We start from the raw sequence: 21,462 nt of genomic DNA, 5'->3' as shown, positions 1-21,462 counted from the left end.
TAAGTGCCTGATTCATCATTCGAAAACTATAGTCAATTGATCTTTGCAATGCCAAATCGAAACTCAATCGCTGCAGAAATGCAACGCTCAACCCCGATCTTAGCGCTTTTCCTGTCGCCACAGCATCAATAACGCAGCTAACAGAAACACAACAGAGGGAAGCGTAGCGGACATAATCGGTGACCATCCCTTTATCTTGCCCATTGAGCCTACCAGCTGATTAAAGAAATAGAACACCAGCCCAAGCATCACGCCCATAAACAGTTTCATGCCCAAACCGCCCGAGCGTCTTTGCCCTTGTGCAAAGGGTAAGGCCAAAATCAGCATGGGGATACAGGCCAGCGGATAAAATAGCTTGGACCATAATGCAACCTGATAGCGGCTATTATCCTGGCTGTTCTGACTCAAATAGCCCATATACGTCCATAACTGCTTTGCTGACATTTTCTCTGGCTCCAGCAGGAGGGTAGAGAGTGTGTCTTTACTCAGGATGGAGTGCCATTCCATATTAGCCAGATGGGAGAGGGTGACTTGCTGAGATGCGATACGGGTTTGGTTCACATCCTCCAGAGTCCAGACTTGATCCTGTACGGGATGGCCTGCTCCTGCGTACAAATAGCCGGTCATTCTGTGAGCGTCATCAAAGGAAATAACCGTTACGCCGCGCAATGTGCCATCGGGCAAAATATGGCGGACATTAATAAAATCACGACCATCCTTGGCCCAGAATCCGGAGCGCAAATCCTGTTCCACAATTTTGCCAGAGGCGGCCAGTTTCAATTGTTTGGCACTTCGTTCGCTAGCAGGCACCACCCATTCACCCAGTACAATCGTGAAAGCGGCAAACAGCAGTCCCGTTCCCACCAGAGTCCATACGATTCGCGCCAGGCTGACGCCACTTGTACGCATCACCGTGTATTCGGAATCCTGACTCAGCGCAGCCAATGCCAGCAAGCCGCCAAACAGGGTGGCTACCGGCATTAACTCATATGCATGTCCAGGCAGGGTCAGGATCACAAACATCAGCATCTTGACGAATTGATAGTCGCCGGTCAGCGCGCCAAGTTCGCGGATAACATCGAAAAAGGCGAACAATGACAACCAACCCAGCAGACACAATCCACCCACTCGCAGCAAATGAGAAATGAGGTAACGGGTTAATACTTTCATTTCTCGGGTCTCATACGGCGGAAGAAAAGAATCACAGTCAGGGTTAGCGCTGCAATATGGAATGGCCACATACCGATCCACATCGGCCAGCGTCCTGATGCCAGCCAGTTTTGCCCGACATCCAGCAGGCCGTTGTAGATAAAGAACATGACAGGTGCCAGCGCCAGATTGTAGGCGCGGCCCACGCGAGGATTGACGTAGGCGATCGGAATCGACAGCAGCGCCAGCATCAGCGTGCAGACTGGAATAGCAATGCGCCAAGCCAGTTCAGCCTGATGTTCTGGATCACTGCTGCGCCAGAGGGTCAGCGAATCAGTCGCTTTAGTTTGCGCACTAATCGCCTGCCGCTCGCCTTCTTCTAGGCGAACGCGAGCTTGCTTGAAGTCGATGACCCGATAGTCTGCCTGACCAATTGCACCCTCATAACGACGGCCATCGCGCAAAATAGCCCAGCGACTGCCGTCAGTTTCGCGCGCAAGGAAGCCTTCTCGAGCGACGACAACAATCTGCCGCCCTTCCTTGGCCATTTTGATAAAGACATTTTTACCCGCACCCGCTTCGCCGGAGAAATTTTCGACGTAGTAGACCTGGTCCTGATCGCCATTGCGGGACTCTTTAAAGATGCCGGCAGCGACATTGTTGACTTCGTCACGGCGCGACATCAGTTCTTGATACTCCGTCCGCTTCTGGAAGGCCCAAGGGGTGAGGCCAATGCTCAGTACACCGGATACCAGTGCGAGCGGAACCGCAAACTGGATCACTGGCGTGATCAATGAAGTCAGTGACACACCGGACGATAGCCAGATGGCCATTTCATGATCACGCCACCAGCGCGTCAGCACCCACAAAACGGACACCATGCAGGTTACTGCCACCATGCGGGGCATAAAAGCGATCAGCTCGAACCCAACCAGCGCCAGCACTGCATCGGCAGGGACATGCCCATTGGCCGCATTCGCGAGAATTCTGACCGAGCCAGTCACCACAATTACGGTCAGCAGGACAATAAAGGATGCCGCCGCTGTCGAGCTGAACTCGCGCAACAGGCTGCGGGTGAAAATCTGCTTGCGCGGCACACATATTTGGCCGAAAAACTTAAGAGCGGAATGCACGGACGTTCGGTACTTTGACTTTTTCCGGTTGAATACGGACAATTCCGGGATCATTCCCGAAATCATGTTATCGGCCTACAGGCCGAATACGTCCACCTTTCGTGCCGCAATTGTAAAAACACCACAACTGCGAGACGCGATCTTACAGGAGTCCACCGTGGAATTCAGCATCAAGGCATCTGCACTCGACAAACTCAAGAGCCCCGTACTGGTTATCGCCGTTCGCAACGGCAAGGAACTGTCTGCGGCAGGACAGGCACTGGACGCTGCCGCAAACGGCCACATTTCTGCTGTGATCAAGCTGGGTGACCTGAGTGCAAAGGCTGGCAGCACCGTGGTTCTGCACAAGGTCGCCGGCGTGGCCGCCGAACGCATTGTACTCGTGAGTCTGGGCGACAGCGAGAAAGAGTACCGCGCAGCCTACGGCGCAGCCGCGCGAATCGTTGATGGCTTTGCCGTGAAAGAAGCAGTATTTGCAATTGACCAGCTGCCTGAAGGCAAGACACTGGAATGGAGTGTGGAAGAGGCGGCCTGTGCAGTCGTAGATGCCAGCTATCGCTTTGACCAGACCAAGTCAAAGAAAGATACACGTCAGGCACTTGCCAAGGCGACATTCGTCGTAGTGAAGGGCGGGGAGAAAGCTGCCGAAGCGGCTGCTGCACGCGGCCAGGCACTGGGCACCGCCGTAAACTACGCCAAGGATCTCGGCAATCTGGCTCCGAATTACTGCACACCAACCTACCTGGCGGGTCGCGCACAGGAGATTGCCAAGCAGTTTGGCATGAAGGTTGAAATTCTTGAGCGCCCCGCGCTGGAAAAACTGGGCATGGGCTCGTTTATTTCGGTCGCCAAGGGTTCGACCGAAGCCATGAAGCTGATTGTACTGAAGCACGAAGGTGGCAAAAAGGGTGACAAGCCTGTTGTGCTGGTCGGCAAGGCCATTACATTCGACTCGGGTGGTATTTCGCTGAAGCCGGGCGAAGGCATGGACGAAATGAAGTACGACATGATGGGTGGCGGCTCGGTCATCGCAACAATGCATGCCGTAGGTGAATTGAAGCTGCCATTGAATGTCATCGCGATCGTACCTGCATGTGAAAACATGCCTGCCGGTAACGCCAGCAAGCCGGGTGACATTGTCACCACCATGAACGGCCTCACAGTAGAAATTCTGAATACCGATGCAGAAGGCCGCCTGATTCTGTGCGATGCATTGACCTACGCAGAACGTTTCACCCCTGCGGCAGTGGTGGATGTAGCGACGCTGACAGGCGCATGCGTGATCGCACTGGGTCACATCACTACAGGTCTCTATGCCAACAAGGATGCACTGGCACAGGAACTGATGGCAGCGAGCGCAACATCCGGTGACCGTGCATGGCACATGCCGCTGTTTGAGGAGTACCATGAGGGGCTGAAGTCCAACTTTGCCGATCTGGCGAATGTGGGCGGTCGTCCGGGCGGTTCGATTACTGCAGCGTGCTTCCTGTCCCGCTTCACCGAAAAGTATGATTGGGCTCATCTGGATGTCGCCGGAACTGCATGGAAATCCGGCGCACAAAAGGGTGCAACTGGCCGCCCGGTTCCGCTGCTGACACGCTTCCTGCAAGCACGTGCAGCGCTGGCTAGTGTTGCAGTTTCAGCAAAACCTGCAGCTAAGGCCTCAGCTAAGCCAGCCGCCAAGTCAGAAGCCAAGCCTGCGGCCAAGGCAGCCAGCAAGCCCGCAGCCAAACCGGCCGCAAAAGCAAGTAAAGCAGCCAAGAAGTAATCAACAGGAGTAATAAAGCAGCAATGGCCCGCGTCAGTTTTTATTTCAATGTCCAGAATCACGATCTGGCTTTATGCCAGCTTGCTAACAAGGCATTGAATCGTGGGCTAACACTCGGCATACTGACCGGGTCGATCTCGGCATCTGCCGCCATGGATACTTTCTTGTGGCAGGTGCCCGATATCGGATTTCTTCCGCATTGCGTGCATGATCATCCACTGGCCGAGCACACGCCGGTTTTGATCGCTCATTCGATTGCACACATACCGGAACGAAATGTGCTGTTTAATGCGTCTGGCCAACCCTGCGGTCAACCTGAACGGTTTGACCGCGTCATCGAAATTGTTGCGCTCGATGACATACCTGCCCGCGATCTGGCGCGCGAACGTGCGCGGCAGTATCGCAGTCAGGGTCTGACTGTTGATTTTACCGATATGGCGGCCTCCCGCCCTGGATAGCGATGTTTCATGGATAAGGACACCAGGCAAACACCCGTGCTGAATAAGCTTGATGCACTGATGCAGAAACATCGCGGCGGCCCTTCACAATCGGGCATTCCCGTTTTGACAGAACTCGAAATTGCGACGCAGCACGATGACATTCCTGTATTGAGTAATGTCGTTTTGGCTGATGCGCAGGATGATTTTGTTGATTTGCTGTTTTCTACCGAAGAAATTCTGGGAGAAACACCGCAATCGCCGCCGGCCTCTCAGCCTGTTGCTGACACGCCCGTCGCCCCGCCCTCGCCGTCACGACTGATTGAAACCGTTCAGCCTGTGGCGGAGCAATCGTTCGAATCGCTGATTGAAGTGCCTGCGCTGAGTGGCCGGGAATCGGCCCAGACTAGCACCCACCATCAGCCATCCGCTTTATTGCCGGAAATCGCCTTCGATCTGATCGAGGACGATGCTGTGACAGCACTCGAACCTCAGGTGCATGCGCAAAGCTATGGTGGCAGCGTCGTCCCGCCCGTCCCTGCACCCGCACCTGTACCGGAAGCGCAGGATCTGATCGTTGAATTCGACGACCATACCCGGCCACTGGTCACACCGGAAACACGTTCGGCCGCGGGTCCTGAAACCATTTTCTCGTTCGAGCCACTGGACATCATGCTCGACGATCCCTTTGCCGCAGGGGACTCCCATCCTCAGGTGGAGGAAGACGTTCTACATATCGAACTCACGCCCGTCGCGGCACCCGCGCCGGAACCGGTCATTCCAATTCGCGAGTCGGTATCCGCATTAAATGCTGCAACACCAGCCCTTCGGTCGATTGTGGCTGCGCAGCTGGAATCGCCCACTCCCGCACCGACCACTTCCCCCGAGCCTGCGACTGAGCCGGTCGAACTTGCCTCTGCGGACGCACTCTGCGCTGCACTGATGGACGAAATCAAACCGGAAATGCATCGTCTGGTGCGTACCGAGCTGAGCAAGCAAATTGCAGTCATTCACCAGCAGGCAGTCAAATCCGTCACACAGGCGATTCTGCCTGAGCTAGAGAAGCTGATTGCCGCCCATATTGCCGACGCACTGGCAGCGCTGCAGGACACATCGCGCAACTGACCGACAGCGGCGCATGCAATCCCCTCCGCGCTGCGGTAAAATGGTGGTTTTCTCTTGCCATTCAGGGTGTATTCCATGCGCACGTCGCAATACTTTCTCTCCACGCTGAAAGAAGCCCCGAGCGAGGCCGAACTGATTTCGCACAAGCTGATGCTGCGTGCGGGCCTGATCAAGAAACTGGGTTCGGGTCTCTATACCTGGATGCCGCTGGGACTGCGCGTGCTGCGCAAGATTGAAACTGTCGTTCGCGAAGAAATGAACGCGGCCGGTGCCATGGAAGTATTGATGCCCGCCATTCAACCCGCCGAGCTGTGGCAGGAATCGGGCCGCTGGGAAATCTTCGAGAAGGGCCTGATGCTGCGCATCAAGGATCGCCATGATCGCGAATTCTGTTTTGGCCCGACGCACGAAGAAGTCATTACTGACATCGCCCGCAATGAAATCAAGAGCTACAAGCAGCTCCCGCTGAACTTCTACCAGATCCAGACCAAATTCCGTGACGAGACCCGCCCGCGTTATGGCGTGATGCGCGCACGTGAATTCCTGATGAAGGATGCCTACTCTTTCCACGTCGACTTCCCGTCGCTGGAAAAAACCTACTGGCGCATGCATGAAGCCTACTCCAACACCTTCCGCCGCCTGGGTCTGACCTTCCGTCCGGTCGCAGCTGATACCGGCGCCATTGGTGGTGATGGTTCCCACGAATTCCACGTACTGGCAGAAGCCGGTGAAGACTGGCTGGCTTACTGCCCGACGTCTGACTACGCAGCCAACGTCGAGTTAGCCGAAGCGCTGGCCCCGACCACCCCGCGTGCGGCTGCAACAGAAGCATTGCGCGATGTCGATACGCCGAAGCAAACCACCTGCGAACAAGTGGCGCAGTTGATGGGCATCGGTATCGAGCGCACCGTGAAGCTGGTTGCAGCGATTGCCGAAGGCAAGCTGAACATTTTCCTGTTGCGTGGCGATCACAGCCTGAATGAAATCAAGGTCGGCAAACTGCCGGACATGAACGATTTCCGCCTGGCCACCGAAGAAGAAATCCGCGCTTTCTTCAACTGCCCACCGGGCTTCCTCGGCCCGATCGGCATTGACCGCAGCAAGGTACGTCTGATTGCCGATCAGACGGTTGCTGCCATGAGCGACTTCGTCGTGGGCGCCAACAAGCCTAAGTTCCACCTGGCGGGCGTCAACTGGGGCCGCGATCTGCCGGAAGCCGATATCGTGGCCGATATCCGCAATGTGGTAGCAGGTGATCCGTCACCGGATGGAAAGGGTGTACTGGCGCTGTGCAAGGGCATTGAAGTCGGTCACATTTTCCAACTGCGCACCAAGTACTCTGCTGCAATGAAGTGTACCTATCTGGATGCCGAAGGCCAGCTGCAACCGATGGAAATGGGCTGCTACGGCATTGGCGTGTCACGTGTAGTGGGTGCGGCGATCGAACAGAACCACGATGAACGCGGCATTGTGTGGCCGGAAGCACTGGCACCGTTTACCGTGGCTATCGTGGGCGTCGGCTATCATCGTTCGGAAGCAGTGAAATCGGCCGCTGATGCGCTGTATGCCCAGCTGACAGCCGCGGGTATTGATGCGCTGCTGGATGATCGCGACGAGCGTCCGGGTTCGATGTTTGCCGATATGGAGCTGATCGGCATCCCGCATCGCATCACCATTGGCGACAAATCGCTGGCAGATGGCAAAATCGAATACGTGCACCGCAAATCCGGCGACAAGGATCTCGTCGCCGTTGCCGATGCACTATCGTTCATTCAAGGCCGTCTCGGCAAGTAAGCTCAGGAAACACGCATCATGACCACGCGCCTCACCCTTCCCTGTCTGCTGATGCTGTCGGCCATGAGCCTGCCAGCCCTTGCAGGTGCACAGAAGGAGGAGGTGCTGTCTGCAGCCGTTTCCACCGCCATGCAACGCTCGATCAATAGCGATGCAGAGCCCCGACTGGTCTTCAGTCATCCGTCCGAAGGCCAGGTCTGGCTGGCGGAAATGTCGCGCCGCCTGGAAAAGAAAGTGCCGGACGCCTTCATGCGTGAAAAGCTGCTGACAGCGATTCAGTATGAAGCCACCCGCGCCGGGCTTGATCCGCAAATGGTGCTGGGTCTGATCTACGTGGAAAGCGGCTTCCGCAAGTACGCCATTTCCAGTGCAGGTGCACGTGGCCTGATGCAGGTGATGCCGTTCTGGGTGCGGCAGATTGGCGCAAACGAGCACAATCTGTTCGATATGTATACCAATCTGCGCTTCGGCTGCACCATCCTGCGCCATTATCTCGATATCGAGAATGGTGACCTGTACCGCGCGCTAGGTCGCTATAACGGCAGCCTGGGCAAGCCTGAGTACCCAAATATGGTGTTATCCGCCTGGAAAGGCATGTTTGACTGGCGCGTAGGCAGTAAGGTGATTGCCGCCAACTAGGGCGGCGAATCACCAATTCATTCTGCTCAATCCCACTCGGGCATGGGTGAAACCGGTAGCATCATCAGGTCGATGTGTACGGCTGTGAGATGTCCGTCGGCGGTGAATGTCCCGACCACAGGGTAATTGCCTTCGCCGAATCCTGCGCCACAGATCACAATGTTTTCGCCATTCTGCGCATTCGGCAATCGAATATTGGCGATTCCTGCAGCCACATTATCCGGATCTTCAAGCTGTGCCAGCCAGGCATCCGGCTCACCGCTGTCAAACACCCAGTCTTCCCAGTCTTCGAGCGCGGGATCAGGCATCAGACGTTCTACCGCATCAGCATCAACAAAACCAACAGCGCCTTGAGCCGCCTCGATACCGATAAACTGGTGATCCTCCAGATCGTCGGGGTAATCCATGTCTTCAGGCAAGGCTGCCAGAAAAAACCAGTGCGTCGCTGGCTGATCGTTCACAATCAGGCTCAGATAGGCATCGCGGCAATCCGAGCCATCCTGCGCCTCACTGATATCAGCCACCGTCACCACCACCCGGTACTGGCCGGGTTCGAGCTCCAGCTGGCCATTTTCGCGCCATTGCAGCGATGCGAAGGGATCACACGGCACCAGACGGCCACTTTGCAACCACAGCTGACCGGCTTCAACCGTAAAGAAACGCATGCGCGCCTCAGTGCCATCGGGCAAGTGCCAGCTGGCGGATTCGTTGGCGAGCGCTTTCCAGCGGTCAGGGTACAGCGTATGGAGATTCATGAGTGCCTCAAACGAACAAACAGGGACAAGCTGTCGCGCAAATCAGGCACGACAGCCCCTATTGTCGCTACTGTCAGCAAATTATGCCAGCGTACACCCTTCGAACTTATGCTTCTTCCCTAGCGGGCACCAGTACAGTCCGATTGCCATTGTGCTCGGGCGGGCTCACCAAACCGGCGGCTTCCATTTGCTCAACCAGACGGGCAGCACGGTTGTAGCCGATGCGGAGTTGTCGCTGCACCGACGAGATGGATGCCTTACGGCTTTTGATGACGAAGGCCACAGCTTCGTCATACATGGCATCACCTTCGCCTTCGCCGCCGGACAAACCAAACTCACCCGAACCGCCGCCCTCGCCTTCCACTGCGCCGGTGAGGATACCTTCGATATAGTTGGGCTCGCCTTGCTGCTTGAGGAACTCGACCACCGCATGCACTTCTTCATCAGCCACAAATGCGCCGTGAATCCGTTGCGGGTAGCCGCTGCCCGGTGGCAGGAATAGACCATCGCCCTGCCCTAGCAGCGATTCCGCACCCATCTGGTCGAGAATAGTGCGACTATCGATTTTGCTGGATACCTGAAACGCCATGCGGGTCGGAATATTCGCTTTGATCAGACCGGTAATCACATCCACGCTGGGGCGCTGGGTGGCCAGAATCAGGTGGATACCGGCCGCACGCGCCTTTTGCGCCAGACGGGCAATCAACTCTTCGATCTTCTTGCCTGCCACCATCATCAGATCGGCCAGCTCGTCGATCAGCACCACAATCATGGGCAGATGCGCGAGCGGCTCAGGGTTTTCCGGGGTCAGCGAGAAAGGATTGGTGAGTCGCTCACCGCGCTTTTCAGCCTCTTTCAGTTTCTGGTTAAAGCCAGCCAGATTCCGCACGCCCATCGCACTCATCAGACGGTAGCGTTTTTCCATTTCGCCCACGCACCAGTTGAGCGCGTTGGCGGCATGCTTCATATCGGTCACAACCGGCGCCAGAAGATGTGGAATACCCTCGTAGATACTCAGCTCCAGCATCTTCGGATCAATCATGATCAGCCGGACTTCATCCGCGGTTGCCTTGTACAGCATCGACAGAATAATCGCATTCATGGCGACTGATTTGCCGGAACCCGTGGTACCTGCCACCAGCATATGCGGGGCCTTTGCCAGGTCCGACACAACCGGCTTACCGGAAATATCCTTGCCAAAGGCCATGGTCAGCAGCGAGCTGGAATCATGATAAGGCTGTGAGCCTATAATCTCCGAAAGCCGAACGATCTGGCGCTTCGGATTGGGCAGTTCCAGACCCATATAAGTCTTGCCCGGAATGGTCTCGACTACGCGAATGCTAATCAGACTCAGCGCGCGCGCCAGATCCTTCATGAGATTAACGATCTGCGAACCCTTTACCCCTGTTGCAGGCTCGATTTCGTAGCGGGTAATCACCGGGCCCGGATACGCAGCCACCACCTTCACTTCCACTCCAAACTCAGCCAGTTTGCGCTCGATCAGACGTGAGGTGTATTCGATGGTTTCGTGACTCACCAGCTCCTGTGATGGGGGAGGAGGTGCCAGCAAGGTAATGTCCGGCAACTCAGGACGACCATGCTTGATGAGCGGCGGCGTCTTTTTGACCACGGTCTTATGCGGAATAGCCGGAGCGGCCACGGGTGCAACGGGTACTGCCGGTACGGGTTCTCGGATCGGCGCGACATCGGATTCGAATGTGTCGATCTCGGGCAGGTCCAGTGCTGCCGGTGCTGCGGGAAGATCAGGCTCGCCGGGTTCTTCCCATGGCGGTAATGCCGCCTCCTCAAACAAGCTCGCCTGCGCAGCTTGCGCGGCCGCCTTTTCACGTGCCCGGATTTCTCTGGGAGACTCCTCCGGCGGCTGCTCCGGCAATGGATCCTGAATAACGATTGCAGGTGCATCCTCGAAACGCTGGCGTTCGACTTTCACCTTATCGGCGCGTGCAGTCGCTGCACGCTCGCCAGCCCGGCGATCCTGAAAGGCCTCGACGCGTTCGAATACGCTCAATACGCGCGTTTCGACCCACGTCCCCAACTTTTCCATCATGCCCAGCCAGGACACGCCCACAAACAGGGACATACCAATGGAAAACGAGGCCAGCAGGGCTAATGTTGCGCCGATAAAGCCTAAGGCGTGGAACAATAATCCACCCAGCGCAAGCCCGATAATCCCCCCGGGCGCATCGGGTAAAGGCCAGGTGAGCGAATGGAGACGCAATGCCTCAAGGCTGCTGCTACTCAGCAAAATCATCATGAAACCGACCACGGCTACGATGACCAGACGCTGATCTTCATTGACCTTTTCGAGTCGCCGGTATCCCCACCAGATGGCCGACATGCAGAATGCCACCAGCCACCAGGCAGAATAGCCGAATACAGACAGCAGTACGTCGGCGCACCATGCGCCAAACGCGCCACCCTTGTTGCGGATGAGCGTCTGTGGGGACACGTGTGACCAGCCGGGATCGCCCGGACTATACGATGCCAGGATGATCACCAGATAGATAGCGGCAACCACCGCAGCCAGCCACCATGATTCACGCAATATGGCGGCTACTGGTGCGGGCAAGGGATTGGAGTCGGCTCTCGAAACTCGAGCCTGATTACCTTTGCGGCGAAAAAACTGCATGCGTCTGACATCTCCTGGATAGGATGGGCATTATACCGGCGCATGCCCCTGTACTTATAGCGCGACTTATGACGGTTGCAAATCAGCTACGCCTATCCGATATCACAGTGTCCAGTACAAAGGGACAGACGGCAGCAAGCAAGATACACTGCACACCAAAACAAAACCATGGATTGATCCGTGTTACGACTCTTGCCAATGATGTTTTTCCTGCTGTCTGCACACTGCATGGCGGCATTACCGACCAGTCTGGCAACCCCTTTGCGCGCAGCAGGCATTCGCGACGCAGAAGTATCTGTCCTGATTGCGCGACAAGGCGACGCCACGCCACTCATTAGCCATCGTCCCGGTGCTGCCATGAATCCGGCGTCAACGATGAAGGTGATGACGACAGCCGCGGCACTGGATCTACTCGGCCCGGCCTGGCATTGGCAGACCACCATTCTGACCGATGGCGCAATCGAACAGGGCTCGCTGAAAGGAAATCTGATTATCAGGGGTCAAGGTGATCCGCACCTGACGCTTGAACAGGTGTGGCTCATGCTGCGCGCCATCCGGGCAAAAGGCATTCGTCAGATAGAAGGCGACCTGATTCTGGACAACAGCTATTTTCGCGGCATGCGCAGTGACGACCCTGCGGCCTTCGACAATAGCCCCGAAAGTGCATACAACGTCGTGCCAGACGCACTGTTGATGAACTTCAAGGTGATTCACCTCAATCTGCAATCGGACGACGACCGACTCACTGCCGAAGCTGATCCTGCCCTCCCCGGACTAAGGTTCAGCAGCCAGATGAAATTAACTACCGATCACTGCGAGCGCTGGCGTGCCGGCTGGCAGACACCTGACATGCAAATGGAGGGAGGCGGACTGAATGTTGTCCTGAAAGGTCAGTTTCCCCGGCAATGCACCGCTAATCGATTTCTGAGCGTCTTCGACCCCGTCACATTTGCGGGAAAATTGATCTCCAGCTTATGGGGAACAATGGGTGGTTCGATCAGTGGCAGCTATCGGCAAGGCATCACACCCGTATCGGCCAGACTCCTGCTCGCCTGGCCTTCTGACGATCTCGCAACACTCATCCGCCAGACGAACAAGTTCTCCAACAATGCGATGGCGCGCATGATTTACCTGACGCTGGGGAGTGAGCTGGGTGATCACGCGCTAGACAGCCAGACCGCATCAGCCGCAGTTATCCGCCACTGGCTAGACATCAATCAGTTCAGTGCGGAGGCCGTCGTGACCGAAAACGGAGCAGGATTATCCCGCACCGAGCGATTATCTGCGCAGACACTGGTCGACATCGTCCAGTATATGCTGAATGGCAAATATGCCGCAGAATTCATCTCTAGCCTGCCCCTCAATGGAATGGATGGCACCATGCAGCACCGACAGGGGACGCTGGCCGGATTTGCGCATTTCAAAACCGGTACGCTGGATGATGTTCGCGCGCTGACAGGAACCATGCTGACACGTCAGGGTGATAAACTGGTCGTGGCGATCATGGTGAATTCTCCACAAGCCGGGCGAGCCAATAAAATTATCGACACATGGCTGGCAGGTGTATGGGAAAACGGCCTGAGTCCAACCGAAATGGAGCCGCATAATGCCTCACCTCAATTCGCCAAGCCATGATGTCATTACCCTCGGCGGAGGATGCTTCTGGTGCCTGGAGGCGGTTTTTAGTCATCTTCGCGGCGTAGAAAGTTGCGTATCCGGCTATATGGGCGGGACGGTAGATGGCCCTGACTATGAGGCGGTGTGTGCAGGCACAACGGGGCATGCCGAGGTCGTTCAGCTCAAATTCAACCCGACCTTGGTCGATCTACGCACACTGCTGGATATATTTTTTACGATTCACGACCCAACCACGCTGAACCGCCAGGGCAATGATGTCGGGACACAATACCGTAGCGCCATTTTCTGGCATCACGATGCGCAACACAACATCATTCAGCATTACTTATCAGAACTGATCGAGCGTCGTGATTTTGCCGACCCAATTGTCACTGAAATCACGCCCGCCGTGACATTCTGGCCTGCGGAGCGGTACCATCAGCACTATTTTGCACAACATCCGGAACAGCCGTACTGCCAATATGTCGTAGCCAGCAAGGTACGCAAGGCGGTGCAACACTTCCCGGATCTTTTCTCATGAGCGACGACATACATATACGCCCCGCCACGCCCGACGATGCGCCAAGCCTCTCGGCCATTTGCCTGTCCACCGCTGACGCAGGTCAACCGCTGGACATTCTGACAACCGCAAGCGAATTACCCGGCTTGCTCTACGCACTCCCTTATCTGCACTGTCCCGGCGCTGCCGCGTTGGTCGCACACGATTCAGAGGGGATCGTGGGCTACGCCGTTGGGTCACCCGCCAGTCCGCAGTTTTACGACTGGATGAATACACACTGGTTACCCGAGCAACGTTCTCGCTTTCCTCAGGCCATGGCGGGTGAACCTGCCGACCATGCCTGGTTGAATCGCCTGTATCAGGACTGGCATGCGCCGGAAGTGCTGGATGAATTCCCTGCTCATCTGCATATCAATCTACTGCCGCGCGCACGCGGCAAAGGCGCAGGTCGAAAACTGGTCGAAACCTTACTGGATCACCTGCATGCGCTGGGCGCAGAAGGCGTGCACTGGGGCGTAGACCCCCGCAATGGCAATGCCCTGTCTTTTTATCGCAAACTGGGCTTTGAAATGCGTCAGGCAGAACCCGGTTGTTTCTGGTTTGCCAGCAGGTTGCCGCACGCCTGATGATGATCTGACGGTATATCTGGATAAGGGGTGGGCGACCGCAGGTCGCCCCTACCATTCCCGCTATCCGTTCAGATTGGCAAGGACAGTGTTTCCTTGACCTCTTCCATCACCACATAGCTGCGCGATTCCACTGCCCCCGGCAGATTCAGCAGAATGTCGCCCAGCAGTTTACGATACTGCGACATATCGGAAATGCGGGCCTTCACCAGATAGTCAAAGTCTCCGGACACCAGATGGCACTCCACCACATTGGGTAGTTTCAATACTTCGCGCTTGAAGGCGTCGAACATCTCGCCGGATTTGGCAGACAGCCGCAGTTCTACAAACACCAACTGCGCGCATCCCACCGCTCGCGGATTGACCCGCGCGGCATAGCCCTCAATCACGCCGTCACGTTCCAGCCGTTTTACCCGTTCCGTACACGGCGTAGTCGATAAACCGACTTTTTCAGCCAGATCGGTCATGGTGATCCGACCATCGGCTTGCAGAATAGTCAGTATCTTGCGATCCACTCTATCTAGCGCTTTCACTGGCTCTCACTCACTTTTCATGAACTTTTCACTTATTCTATAAATTTATCATCATTTTTCTACTGAGATACAGGTCAATTTCAGTCACAAAACCTACAGATTCCTTCATACAATGCGCGCTCGTTTGATTTGCTTCAGTGGAGTTCGCAATGCACGTCGTCGTTCTGGGAAGTGGTGTCATCGGTGTAACCACAGCGTGGTATCTGGCCAAGGCTGGTGCAAAGGTCACCGTGATTGATCGTCAGGACGGCGCGGCGCTGGAAACCAGCTTTGCCAATGCAGGCCAGATTTCCCCCGGCTACTCCGCACCGTGGGCGGCGCCCGGTATTCCGCTGAAGGCCATGAAGTGGCTGTTTGAAAAGCATGCCCCACTGGCGATTCGTCCGGATGGTTCGATGTTCCAGCTGAGCTGGATGCGCCAGATGCTGGCAAACTGCAATGAAACCGCTTACGCAGTGAACAAGGAACGCATGATGCGTCTGGCTGAATACAGCCGCGACTGCCTGCGCGAACTGCGTGATGAAATCGGCCTGAACTACGAACATCGCACACTCGGCACCCTGCAAGTGTTCCGCACCGAGAAACAACTGGCTGCGGCCCGCAAGGATATCGCGGTGCTGGAAACCTGTGGCGTCCCTTACGAACTGCTTGATCCGGCTGGCTGTGCCAAGGTCGAACCGGCATTGGCTCGCGTTTCCGAGAAGCTGACCGGCGGCCTGCGCCTGCCCAATGATGAAACAGGCGATTGCCAGCTGTTTACCAGCCGCCTGGCTGAAGAATGCAAGCGCATCGGCGTCGAATTCAAGTTTGGCGTAAACATCAAGAGCCTGCTGGTGCAACAGGGTCGCATCCGCGGTGTCGTCACCGATGGCGCACCGATCACGGGCGATCATTATGTCGTGGCGCTGGGTAGCTACAGCCGCGAACTGCTGTTGAATCTGGGCATGGATGTTCCAGTGTACCCGGTCAAGGGATACTCGCTGACCGTGCCGATTACCAATGCGGCGGGCGCACCGGTATCGACTGTGATGGATGAAACTTACAAGATTGCCATCACCCGATTTGACAACCGCATCCGTCTGGGTGGCATGGCCGAGCTGGCAGGCTTCGATCTGTCGCTGAATCCGAAGCGCCGCGCCACACTGGAAATGGTCGCAACCGATCTGTTCGGTACCGGTGGCGATGCACGTCAGGGCACCTTCTGGACCGGCCTGCGCCCGATGATGCCGGATGGCACACCGCTGGTCTCCGCCACTCCGTTTGGCAATCTCTCGCTGAATCTGGGCCATGGCACGCTGGGCTGGACCATGGCATGTGGCTCGGCTGCTGTACTGGCCGATATGCTGGCCGGCGTGCCTGCAGCCGTCGATACGAAGGGCCTGAGCCTTTGCCGTTATGGTACGAACGTCACCCCGATCGTGCCAACGCTGAAGCCGGCCTGATCCCGCGCTTCTCCTGCGATTTGGGCGGCCCGCCAACCGGGCCCGCCCTTTCCGATTTTTACCGCGCAATGGCCGTGCCTGCTAAACTGATTCGGCTATTGCTACGCGTCGTTATTTTGAGTTTTGCCCATGAGCCGCCCACTCGTTGCCACCATCCGCCTTGATCATCTGCGCCATAACTATCTGGAAGCCAAACGGCTGACTGGCAGTCGAGCGCTCGCCGCCATCAAGGCGAACGCCTACGGGCATGGTGCCGTTCGCTGTGCACAGGCACTGCACGATATTGCCGATGGATTTGGCGTGGCGGCAATTGAAGAGGCACTGGAATTGCGCGATGCGGGCATCAGCAACCCTGTCATGTTGCTGGAAGGCTGGTTTGAAGCCAGTGAACTCGCCCAGATCGCCGAACACCAGTTATGGAGCAGCATCCACTGTTTCGAGCAACTGGAGCAACTGGAAAAAACCGCTGTCGCCGCACCGCTTACCCTCTGGGTCAAAGTTGATTCCGGCATGCACCGCCTGGGTTTTGCACCGGAATGCATTGCTGAAGTCATGGCACGACTGAAGGCCACAGGCAAGATCGCCAATCTGAATCTGATGACCCATTTTGCCCGGGCAGACGAAACGGACTGTGACGCAACAGCCAAGCAGATCGCCACCTTCTCGGCGATTGCAGCACAGTATGATGGCGAAATCAGTCTCGCTAACTCCGGTGGTATTCAGGCATGGCGCGATGCGCGCGGCGACTGGTGCCGTCCCGGCATCATGCTCTACGGTGGTCGCGCAACCGACAAACCTGGGCTGGCCACTACCCGCCCGGTCATGCAACTGGATAGCGCCATCATTGCAGTGCGTGAACTGGACGCCGGTGAGCCGGTTGGGTACGGCGCACGCTTTATCTCCGAGCAACCTACACGCGTAGGCGTCGTGGCCTGTGGTTATGCCGATGGCTATCCGCGCGTGGCGCCAACCGGTACACCGGTTCTGGTGAATGGTGTGCTGACCCGTGTGATTGGCCGTGTGTCGATGGATATGCTGACGGTCGATCTGACGAACCTGCCTGATGCAGGCGTAGGTAGTCATGTTCGACTGTGGGGTGAAGGTTTACCCGCCCATGAAGTCGCAGAGTCGGCGGGCACGCTGGATTATGAAATTTTCTGCAACGTCAAACGCGCGCGTTTCAATTACGTCGCTTAAGCGCTTTCCTACACTGCTCCGTTGCATCCGTCGCAGCGGAGCACACCTTGCACGTCACAGACACCCACAAGTCACCTAACTCGGCCTACACTACGTGAGCGGGAACTTCGCCGCTGTATCCGCTTACGCCGAGAGGTCAGACAACATCGTGCCATGAAGGTGATCGCCAGCATCGCCCTGCTCATGCTTGTTAGTGGTTCACCAGTGTATGCCCTCTGCTCGAAAACCTTGCAGGCTGCATTCATGGTGCGATCTGTTGCGCGCCAACAAGCCGATGTGCGCAAGGAGCCCGATCTGGATACCCTGCTGATGCGACGCATCATTAGCGAGGCCGGATGCTCACTGCACTTCCACAATGATATTCCCCCCCGGCGGCAGGTGCTGTATATCGAAAGTGGTCAGCTGGATATTGTGCCGGACGCATCTGAAACTCCGGAACGGTTGCGATTTGCTCGCTTCACCAAGCCCTATCGACGGGAGTCCATTGTGCTGTTTGCCCGCAAGGGTGAGCCGAGTATTCGCCGCCTCAAATCCATCAGCGATCTGATAGATGAGAAGGTGACCGTGATCGTGCCCGCGCATGGCTGGTATGGTGCTGAATTCGATCAGATCCGTCCGATGCTCAAGCAACAGAATCGTCTGACCGAATACGTCAACATCGACCAGGCGCTGGCTATGCTGGAACAGCGGCGCGGGGATATTCTGCTAGCAGATACGGTACTGGTTCGCGAAGCGGCGCGCAGAGAGAGTGTCCCCTTGCCGGTGGAGTTGCCCGTGGTCGTGAACGAGGATCAGGTCAGATTGATGCTCAGTAAGCAAACCACTACCCAGCAGGACATCGAGATCCTGAATCAGGCAATTGACCGGCTCGACAGGCGTGGTGAATTGAAGCGTATTTTCCGCGATTATTTTGCCCGCCCCAGCCAAGTACCCACACTCAAATCAACGACACATTAGCGTGTCAGGCAGGAAAAAGCGTTCGGGCTTCCTGATAACGCTTGGCGAAGTACTCGCTTCCCAGTTCGTCGATTCGCACTTTGCCTTTGGATGCAGGCGCATGGATAAACCGCCCCTGCCCGATATAAATGCCAACATGCGAATAGGGCTTACCTGATGTATTAAAAAACAGCAGATCGCCCTCCCGCAGATTTTTGCGAATCACAGGCCGTCCGCGATTGGCGATGTCGGCAGCGCTTCCCTTCACCTCTACGCCAATCGCTTCACGAAAGACATAGGCCACCATGCCACTGCAATCCAGTCCTGCCTCGGGGTTCTTGCCCCCGAAGCGATAATCCGTATCGATGAGGCTCATGGCAAACAGCACCACTTCCTGCCGGCGAGCACTTACCTCTTTGGGGATATCCTTTCGCGGTGGCGGGGTGGGTGCCATATCTCTGGCAGGTGAAACCGACGGAGAATGACTGGCACATCCACCGAGTAGCAACACCATGCACACACTTGCTCGCCCCATCCATTTCACACAATCACCCACACCTTCATCCCATTCAGCATCACAGGTCTGCACATAGTGCATGATTCCCGGATCAACGGACACTCCCCCGGCACGATCAACTAGTGGAAATGTCATGTACTCGTGCGACAATACGCACTTTCGTCCAAGTTTTGACTCCTCATGCACGCTCTCTTCCGCTCCGCCCTGCTGGCCAGTCTGATTGCTCCGCTGTTTGCCGGTACTGTTGATATTCGTTTGGTGTCTTTCAACGATTTTCACGGCAATCTGCGGCCGCCCATGATGGGCTTGACCCTGCCCGATACAGAAGGCAAGCCTCAGCGAATCAAGGCAGGCGGCGCGGAATACTTGTCCGCATGGATCAAACATCTAAAGGCAGGCCATGCACATACTGCCGTGGTAGCCGCTGGCGACCTGATCGGTGCCAGCCCCCTGCTCTCCTCCATGTTCCACGATGAAGCATCTATCGAGGCACTGAGCATCATGGGGCTGGAATACGCCAGCGTCGGCAATCATGAGTTCGATGCAGGTACAGATGAACTACGCCGCATGCAAAATGGCGGATGCCATCCGGGCGATGACTGCAGCACCCGCCCGTTTAACGGTGCCAGCTTCAAATATCTGGCCGCAAACGTCATCGAACGTAAAACCGGGCAGACGTTTTTCCCCGGCTATGCCATCAAGACCTTCGACAAAACCCCCGTCGCCTTTATCGGCATGACGCTGAAAGGCACCGCGGAAATCATCACGCCACTGAGCAGCCAGTACGTGGAATTCAAGGATGAGGTGAACACCGTCAATGCGCTGGTGCCGGAGCTGAAAAAGCAGGGCGTAGGCACCATTGTCGTGCTGGTGCACGAAGGTGGTCGTCAGGGCAAGGACGCCGGGATTAATGGCTGCGGCCAGTTTACCGGCCCCATCGTGAAGATTGCCGAGCAACTCGATCCGGCCGTCTCGGTGATCGTATCCGGCCACACCCACGAGTATTACAACTGCAAGCTGTCCGGCAAGCTGGTCACCAGTGCGTATTCCTATAGCCGGATGGTGACCGCCATCGACATGCAGCTGGATAGCGACACCGGCAAGACCTTATCCGCCGAAGCGAAGAACCATATTGTCACCACGGACATTGCTGCCGATCCGGCTGAAACCGCGCTAATCGAACGCTATGAAGCCATTGTCAAGCCACTGGAAGAAAAAGTGATCGGCAAGTTGAAGGGCCGACTGAACAACCAGAACGACGAACATGGCAGCACCCCGATGGGCAATGTGGTGGCAGAGGCCTATCTCGATTCCGTGCGCAACGATACGTTTGGCAATCCGGTGATCGGCTTGGTAAACCACGGTTCCGTACGCACCGACATGACGCCTGCGGAGAATGGCAACGTGACGTATGGACAGGCCTATTCGGTTCAGCCCTTCCGCAATAACATCATGGTGATGGATCTGAGCGGTGAGGAACTGGTGGCGCTGCTAGAACAGCAATTCGAGGGTCGTGCCGGCATGCTACAGGTATCACGCGGTCTGACCTACACCTACAACCGCAAGGCGGAGAAGGGTCAGCACGTTGATCGCGCCAGCATCCGCATTGCGGGCAAGGCATTTGATCCTAAAGCCACTTACCGCATTGTGGTGAACAACTTTATGGCACAAGGCGGCGATGGCTTCACCGTACTGCGTCAGGGCCGCAATGTTCAAACGAGCGGGCTGGATGTGGATGCGCTGGTGTCTTACCTTGGCAAGCATGAGGTTGATCCGGCTGACTTTGATGCGCAGGTTACACGAGCCGACCGTTAGTTCTGCGCTAGGCAGCCCAGCTTAAGACCAGTCCTGATGGGGCTGGTTTTTCTTTGTTAACGCAATGATTAAGCTTAATAGCATGAAATGCTTTTTCAAACTGAACTTGACTCGGTTATTATTTTCTATCAACTAACAGCTTGAGATACGTAAATGAATTTAAAGCAATATTTTTTCATTCCATTCGTATTACTTGCATCCATTGCTACTTGGGGAGAAACAACCAATGAGTTCTCTGACAAGGATCGCATCTCAATCTACTTCCAGATCATTCAACGATTAATTGGTCCAGACGATACATACGACGGGAGGCTCCATCCAAAGACGCTCTACATAAACCGAAATTTATCGGATATTTCAGACGATGACCGCGCATACATAAAAGAATCTCAAAAAATGGCTAATTGGTTACCTGATCAGCCTATCCCAACTCCGTCAGAGACTCCACCTCCCCCCCCATCATTTCTATTCAGTCGGAACCCAATCGACAAAATTAGCCCCGATATCGAAGCGCAGCTAAGTACATTGCTAAAAGCAGCAAATATTCACTTCAGGTTCATATCCTCCTTTAGTGATGCCCCATTCAAGAAAAAAACCCATGCTGTTGCAGGTAGAGGAGCCGTCATCTCATTTAGCACGCTAGAAAGTAAGAATGATGAAGTCATCACCTGTGGGGAAATCTACATTGCTCGACTTGCAGCAGGTACTTTCTATTACATTTTCAGATTTGAAAATGGTCAGTGGCTACTCAAACAATCCATTTCCGGCCCAGTTGCATAAAAAAAACCGCACCGTTTTCACGGTGCGGC

General features: G+C 55.8%; 18 protein-coding genes and 1 pseudogene. 13 read left to right on the top strand and 6 right to left on the bottom strand.

From position 1 onward, the window contains the following. Positions 1–99 precede the first annotated feature (99 nt). The gene (gene lptG, locus KSF73_05870; protein ID MBV1775238.1) at positions 100–1,170 is read right to left on the bottom strand and encodes an LPS export ABC transporter permease LptG; all 1,071 of its coding nucleotides are present in this window, start codon (positions 1,168–1,170) and stop codon (positions 100–102) included. Next, entirely contained in the window at positions 1,167–2,282 is a 1,116-nt protein-coding gene (lptF, locus tag KSF73_05865; GenBank protein ID MBV1775237.1) for an LPS export ABC transporter permease LptF, read from the bottom strand. The genes lptG and lptF overlap by 4 nt, the downstream gene beginning before the upstream one ends. A gap of 64 nt (positions 2,283–2,346) precedes the next feature. Between lptF and KSF73_05860 the strand changes: the two genes are divergently transcribed. From KSF73_05860 to KSF73_05840, 5 genes are all read left to right on the top strand, one after another. Next, positions 2,347–4,050: a leucyl aminopeptidase gene (locus tag KSF73_05860; protein MBV1775236.1), complete on the top strand. Its 1,704-nt coding sequence runs from the start codon at positions 2,347–2,349 to the stop codon at positions 4,048–4,050. Between the two features lie 23 nt (positions 4,051–4,073). Then, positions 4,074–4,508, top strand: a complete 435-nt coding sequence (locus tag KSF73_05855) for a DNA polymerase III subunit chi (protein MBV1775235.1) — start codon at positions 4,074–4,076, stop codon at positions 4,506–4,508. A 9-nt stretch (positions 4,509–4,517) separates the two neighbouring features. Continuing rightward, the gene (locus tag KSF73_05850) at positions 4,518–5,612 is read left to right on the top strand and encodes a hypothetical protein (GenBank protein MBV1775234.1); all 1,095 of its coding nucleotides are present in this window, start codon (positions 4,518–4,520) and stop codon (positions 5,610–5,612) included. 75 nt (positions 5,613–5,687) lie between these two features. After that, positions 5,688–7,406 carry a proline--tRNA ligase gene (locus KSF73_05845; GenBank protein ID MBV1775233.1) on the top strand — a complete coding sequence of 573 codons (1,719 nt, stop codon included), beginning with the start codon at positions 5,688–5,690 and terminating at the stop codon, positions 7,404–7,406. An 18-nt stretch (positions 7,407–7,424) separates the two neighbouring features. Next, positions 7,425–8,045, top strand: coding sequence for a lytic transglycosylase domain-containing protein (locus KSF73_05840; protein ID MBV1775232.1), 621 nt, complete (start codon positions 7,425–7,427; stop codon positions 8,043–8,045). A gap of 26 nt (positions 8,046–8,071) precedes the next feature. Here KSF73_05840 and KSF73_05835 read toward each other — a convergent pair whose 3' ends face one another. Further along, positions 8,072–8,800, bottom strand: a complete 729-nt coding sequence (locus tag KSF73_05835) for a DUF4241 domain-containing protein (GenBank protein MBV1775231.1) — start codon at positions 8,798–8,800, stop codon at positions 8,072–8,074. A 106-nt stretch (positions 8,801–8,906) separates the two neighbouring features. Beyond that, on the bottom strand, positions 8,907–11,450 hold the full coding sequence (locus KSF73_05830) for a DNA translocase FtsK 4TM domain-containing protein (protein MBV1775230.1): 2,544 nt from the start codon (positions 11,448–11,450) through the stop codon (positions 8,907–8,909). Between the two features lie 180 nt (positions 11,451–11,630). On the opposite strand from KSF73_05830, the gene dacB reads away from it, so the two are divergent. The 3 genes from dacB to KSF73_05815 are packed head-to-tail and all read left to right on the top strand — an operon-like array spanning position 11,631 to position 14,213. Further along, entirely contained in the window at positions 11,631–13,085 is a 1,455-nt protein-coding gene (gene dacB, locus KSF73_05825) for a D-alanyl-D-alanine carboxypeptidase/D-alanyl-D-alanine-endopeptidase (GenBank protein ID MBV1775229.1), read from the top strand. After that, positions 13,057–13,608 carry a peptide-methionine (S)-S-oxide reductase MsrA gene (gene msrA, locus KSF73_05820; protein ID MBV1775228.1) on the top strand — a complete coding sequence of 184 codons (552 nt, stop codon included), beginning with the start codon at positions 13,057–13,059 and terminating at the stop codon, positions 13,606–13,608. The genes dacB and msrA overlap by 29 nt, the downstream gene beginning before the upstream one ends. After that, positions 13,605–14,213 (top strand): GNAT family N-acetyltransferase, encoded by a 609-nt coding sequence (locus KSF73_05815; protein MBV1775227.1) that lies wholly within the window; start codon positions 13,605–13,607, stop codon positions 14,211–14,213. Before msrA ends, KSF73_05815 begins: the two co-directional genes overlap by 4 nt. Positions 14,214–14,284: 71 nt before the next feature. Here the strand turns inward: KSF73_05815 and KSF73_05810 are convergent. After that, positions 14,285–14,767 (bottom strand): annotated as a pseudogene (locus KSF73_05810) (winged helix-turn-helix transcriptional regulator). Between the two features lie 128 nt (positions 14,768–14,895). Here KSF73_05810 and KSF73_05805 point away from each other — a divergent pair. The 3 genes from KSF73_05805 (at position 14,896) to KSF73_05795 (ending at position 18,342) form a co-directional block, all read left to right on the top strand. Continuing rightward, on the top strand, positions 14,896–16,188 hold the full coding sequence (locus KSF73_05805) for a D-amino acid dehydrogenase (GenBank protein ID MBV1775226.1): 1,293 nt from the start codon (positions 14,896–14,898) through the stop codon (positions 16,186–16,188). Positions 16,189–16,317: 129 nt separating this feature from the next. Beyond that, positions 16,318–17,385, top strand: coding sequence for an alanine racemase (gene alr / locus KSF73_05800; GenBank protein MBV1775225.1), 1,068 nt, complete (start codon positions 16,318–16,320; stop codon positions 17,383–17,385). Positions 17,386–17,538: 153 nt separating this feature from the next. Further along, the gene (locus KSF73_05795; GenBank protein ID MBV1775224.1) at positions 17,539–18,342 is read left to right on the top strand and encodes a transporter substrate-binding domain-containing protein; all 804 of its coding nucleotides are present in this window, start codon (positions 17,539–17,541) and stop codon (positions 18,340–18,342) included. Positions 18,343–18,346: 4 nt separating this feature from the next. On the opposite strand, the gene KSF73_05790 is transcribed toward KSF73_05795, so the two are convergent. Continuing rightward, positions 18,347–18,856, bottom strand: a complete 510-nt coding sequence (locus KSF73_05790) for a C40 family peptidase (protein MBV1775223.1) — start codon at positions 18,854–18,856, stop codon at positions 18,347–18,349. A gap of 162 nt (positions 18,857–19,018) precedes the next feature. Here KSF73_05790 and KSF73_05785 point away from each other — a divergent pair, with 162 nt between their 5' ends. Both KSF73_05785 and KSF73_05780 read left to right on the top strand, forming a co-directional pair. Then, on the top strand, positions 19,019–20,653 hold the full coding sequence (locus tag KSF73_05785; protein ID MBV1775222.1) for a bifunctional metallophosphatase/5'-nucleotidase: 1,635 nt from the start codon (positions 19,019–19,021) through the stop codon (positions 20,651–20,653). Positions 20,654–20,806: 153 nt separating this feature from the next. Further along, positions 20,807–21,433, top strand: a complete 627-nt coding sequence (locus tag KSF73_05780) for a hypothetical protein (protein ID MBV1775221.1) — start codon at positions 20,807–20,809, stop codon at positions 21,431–21,433. Positions 21,434–21,462: the final 29 nt, after the last annotated feature.

The sequence above is a fragment of the Burkholderiaceae bacterium DAT-1 genome (genome assembly GCA_019084025.1).
In the GTDB taxonomy this organism is placed as follows: domain Bacteria; phylum Pseudomonadota; class Gammaproteobacteria; order Burkholderiales; family Chitinimonadaceae; genus DAT-1.
Note: the sequence above shows the minus strand (reverse complement) of the source record. Positions and strands in the feature narration are given on the sequence as shown.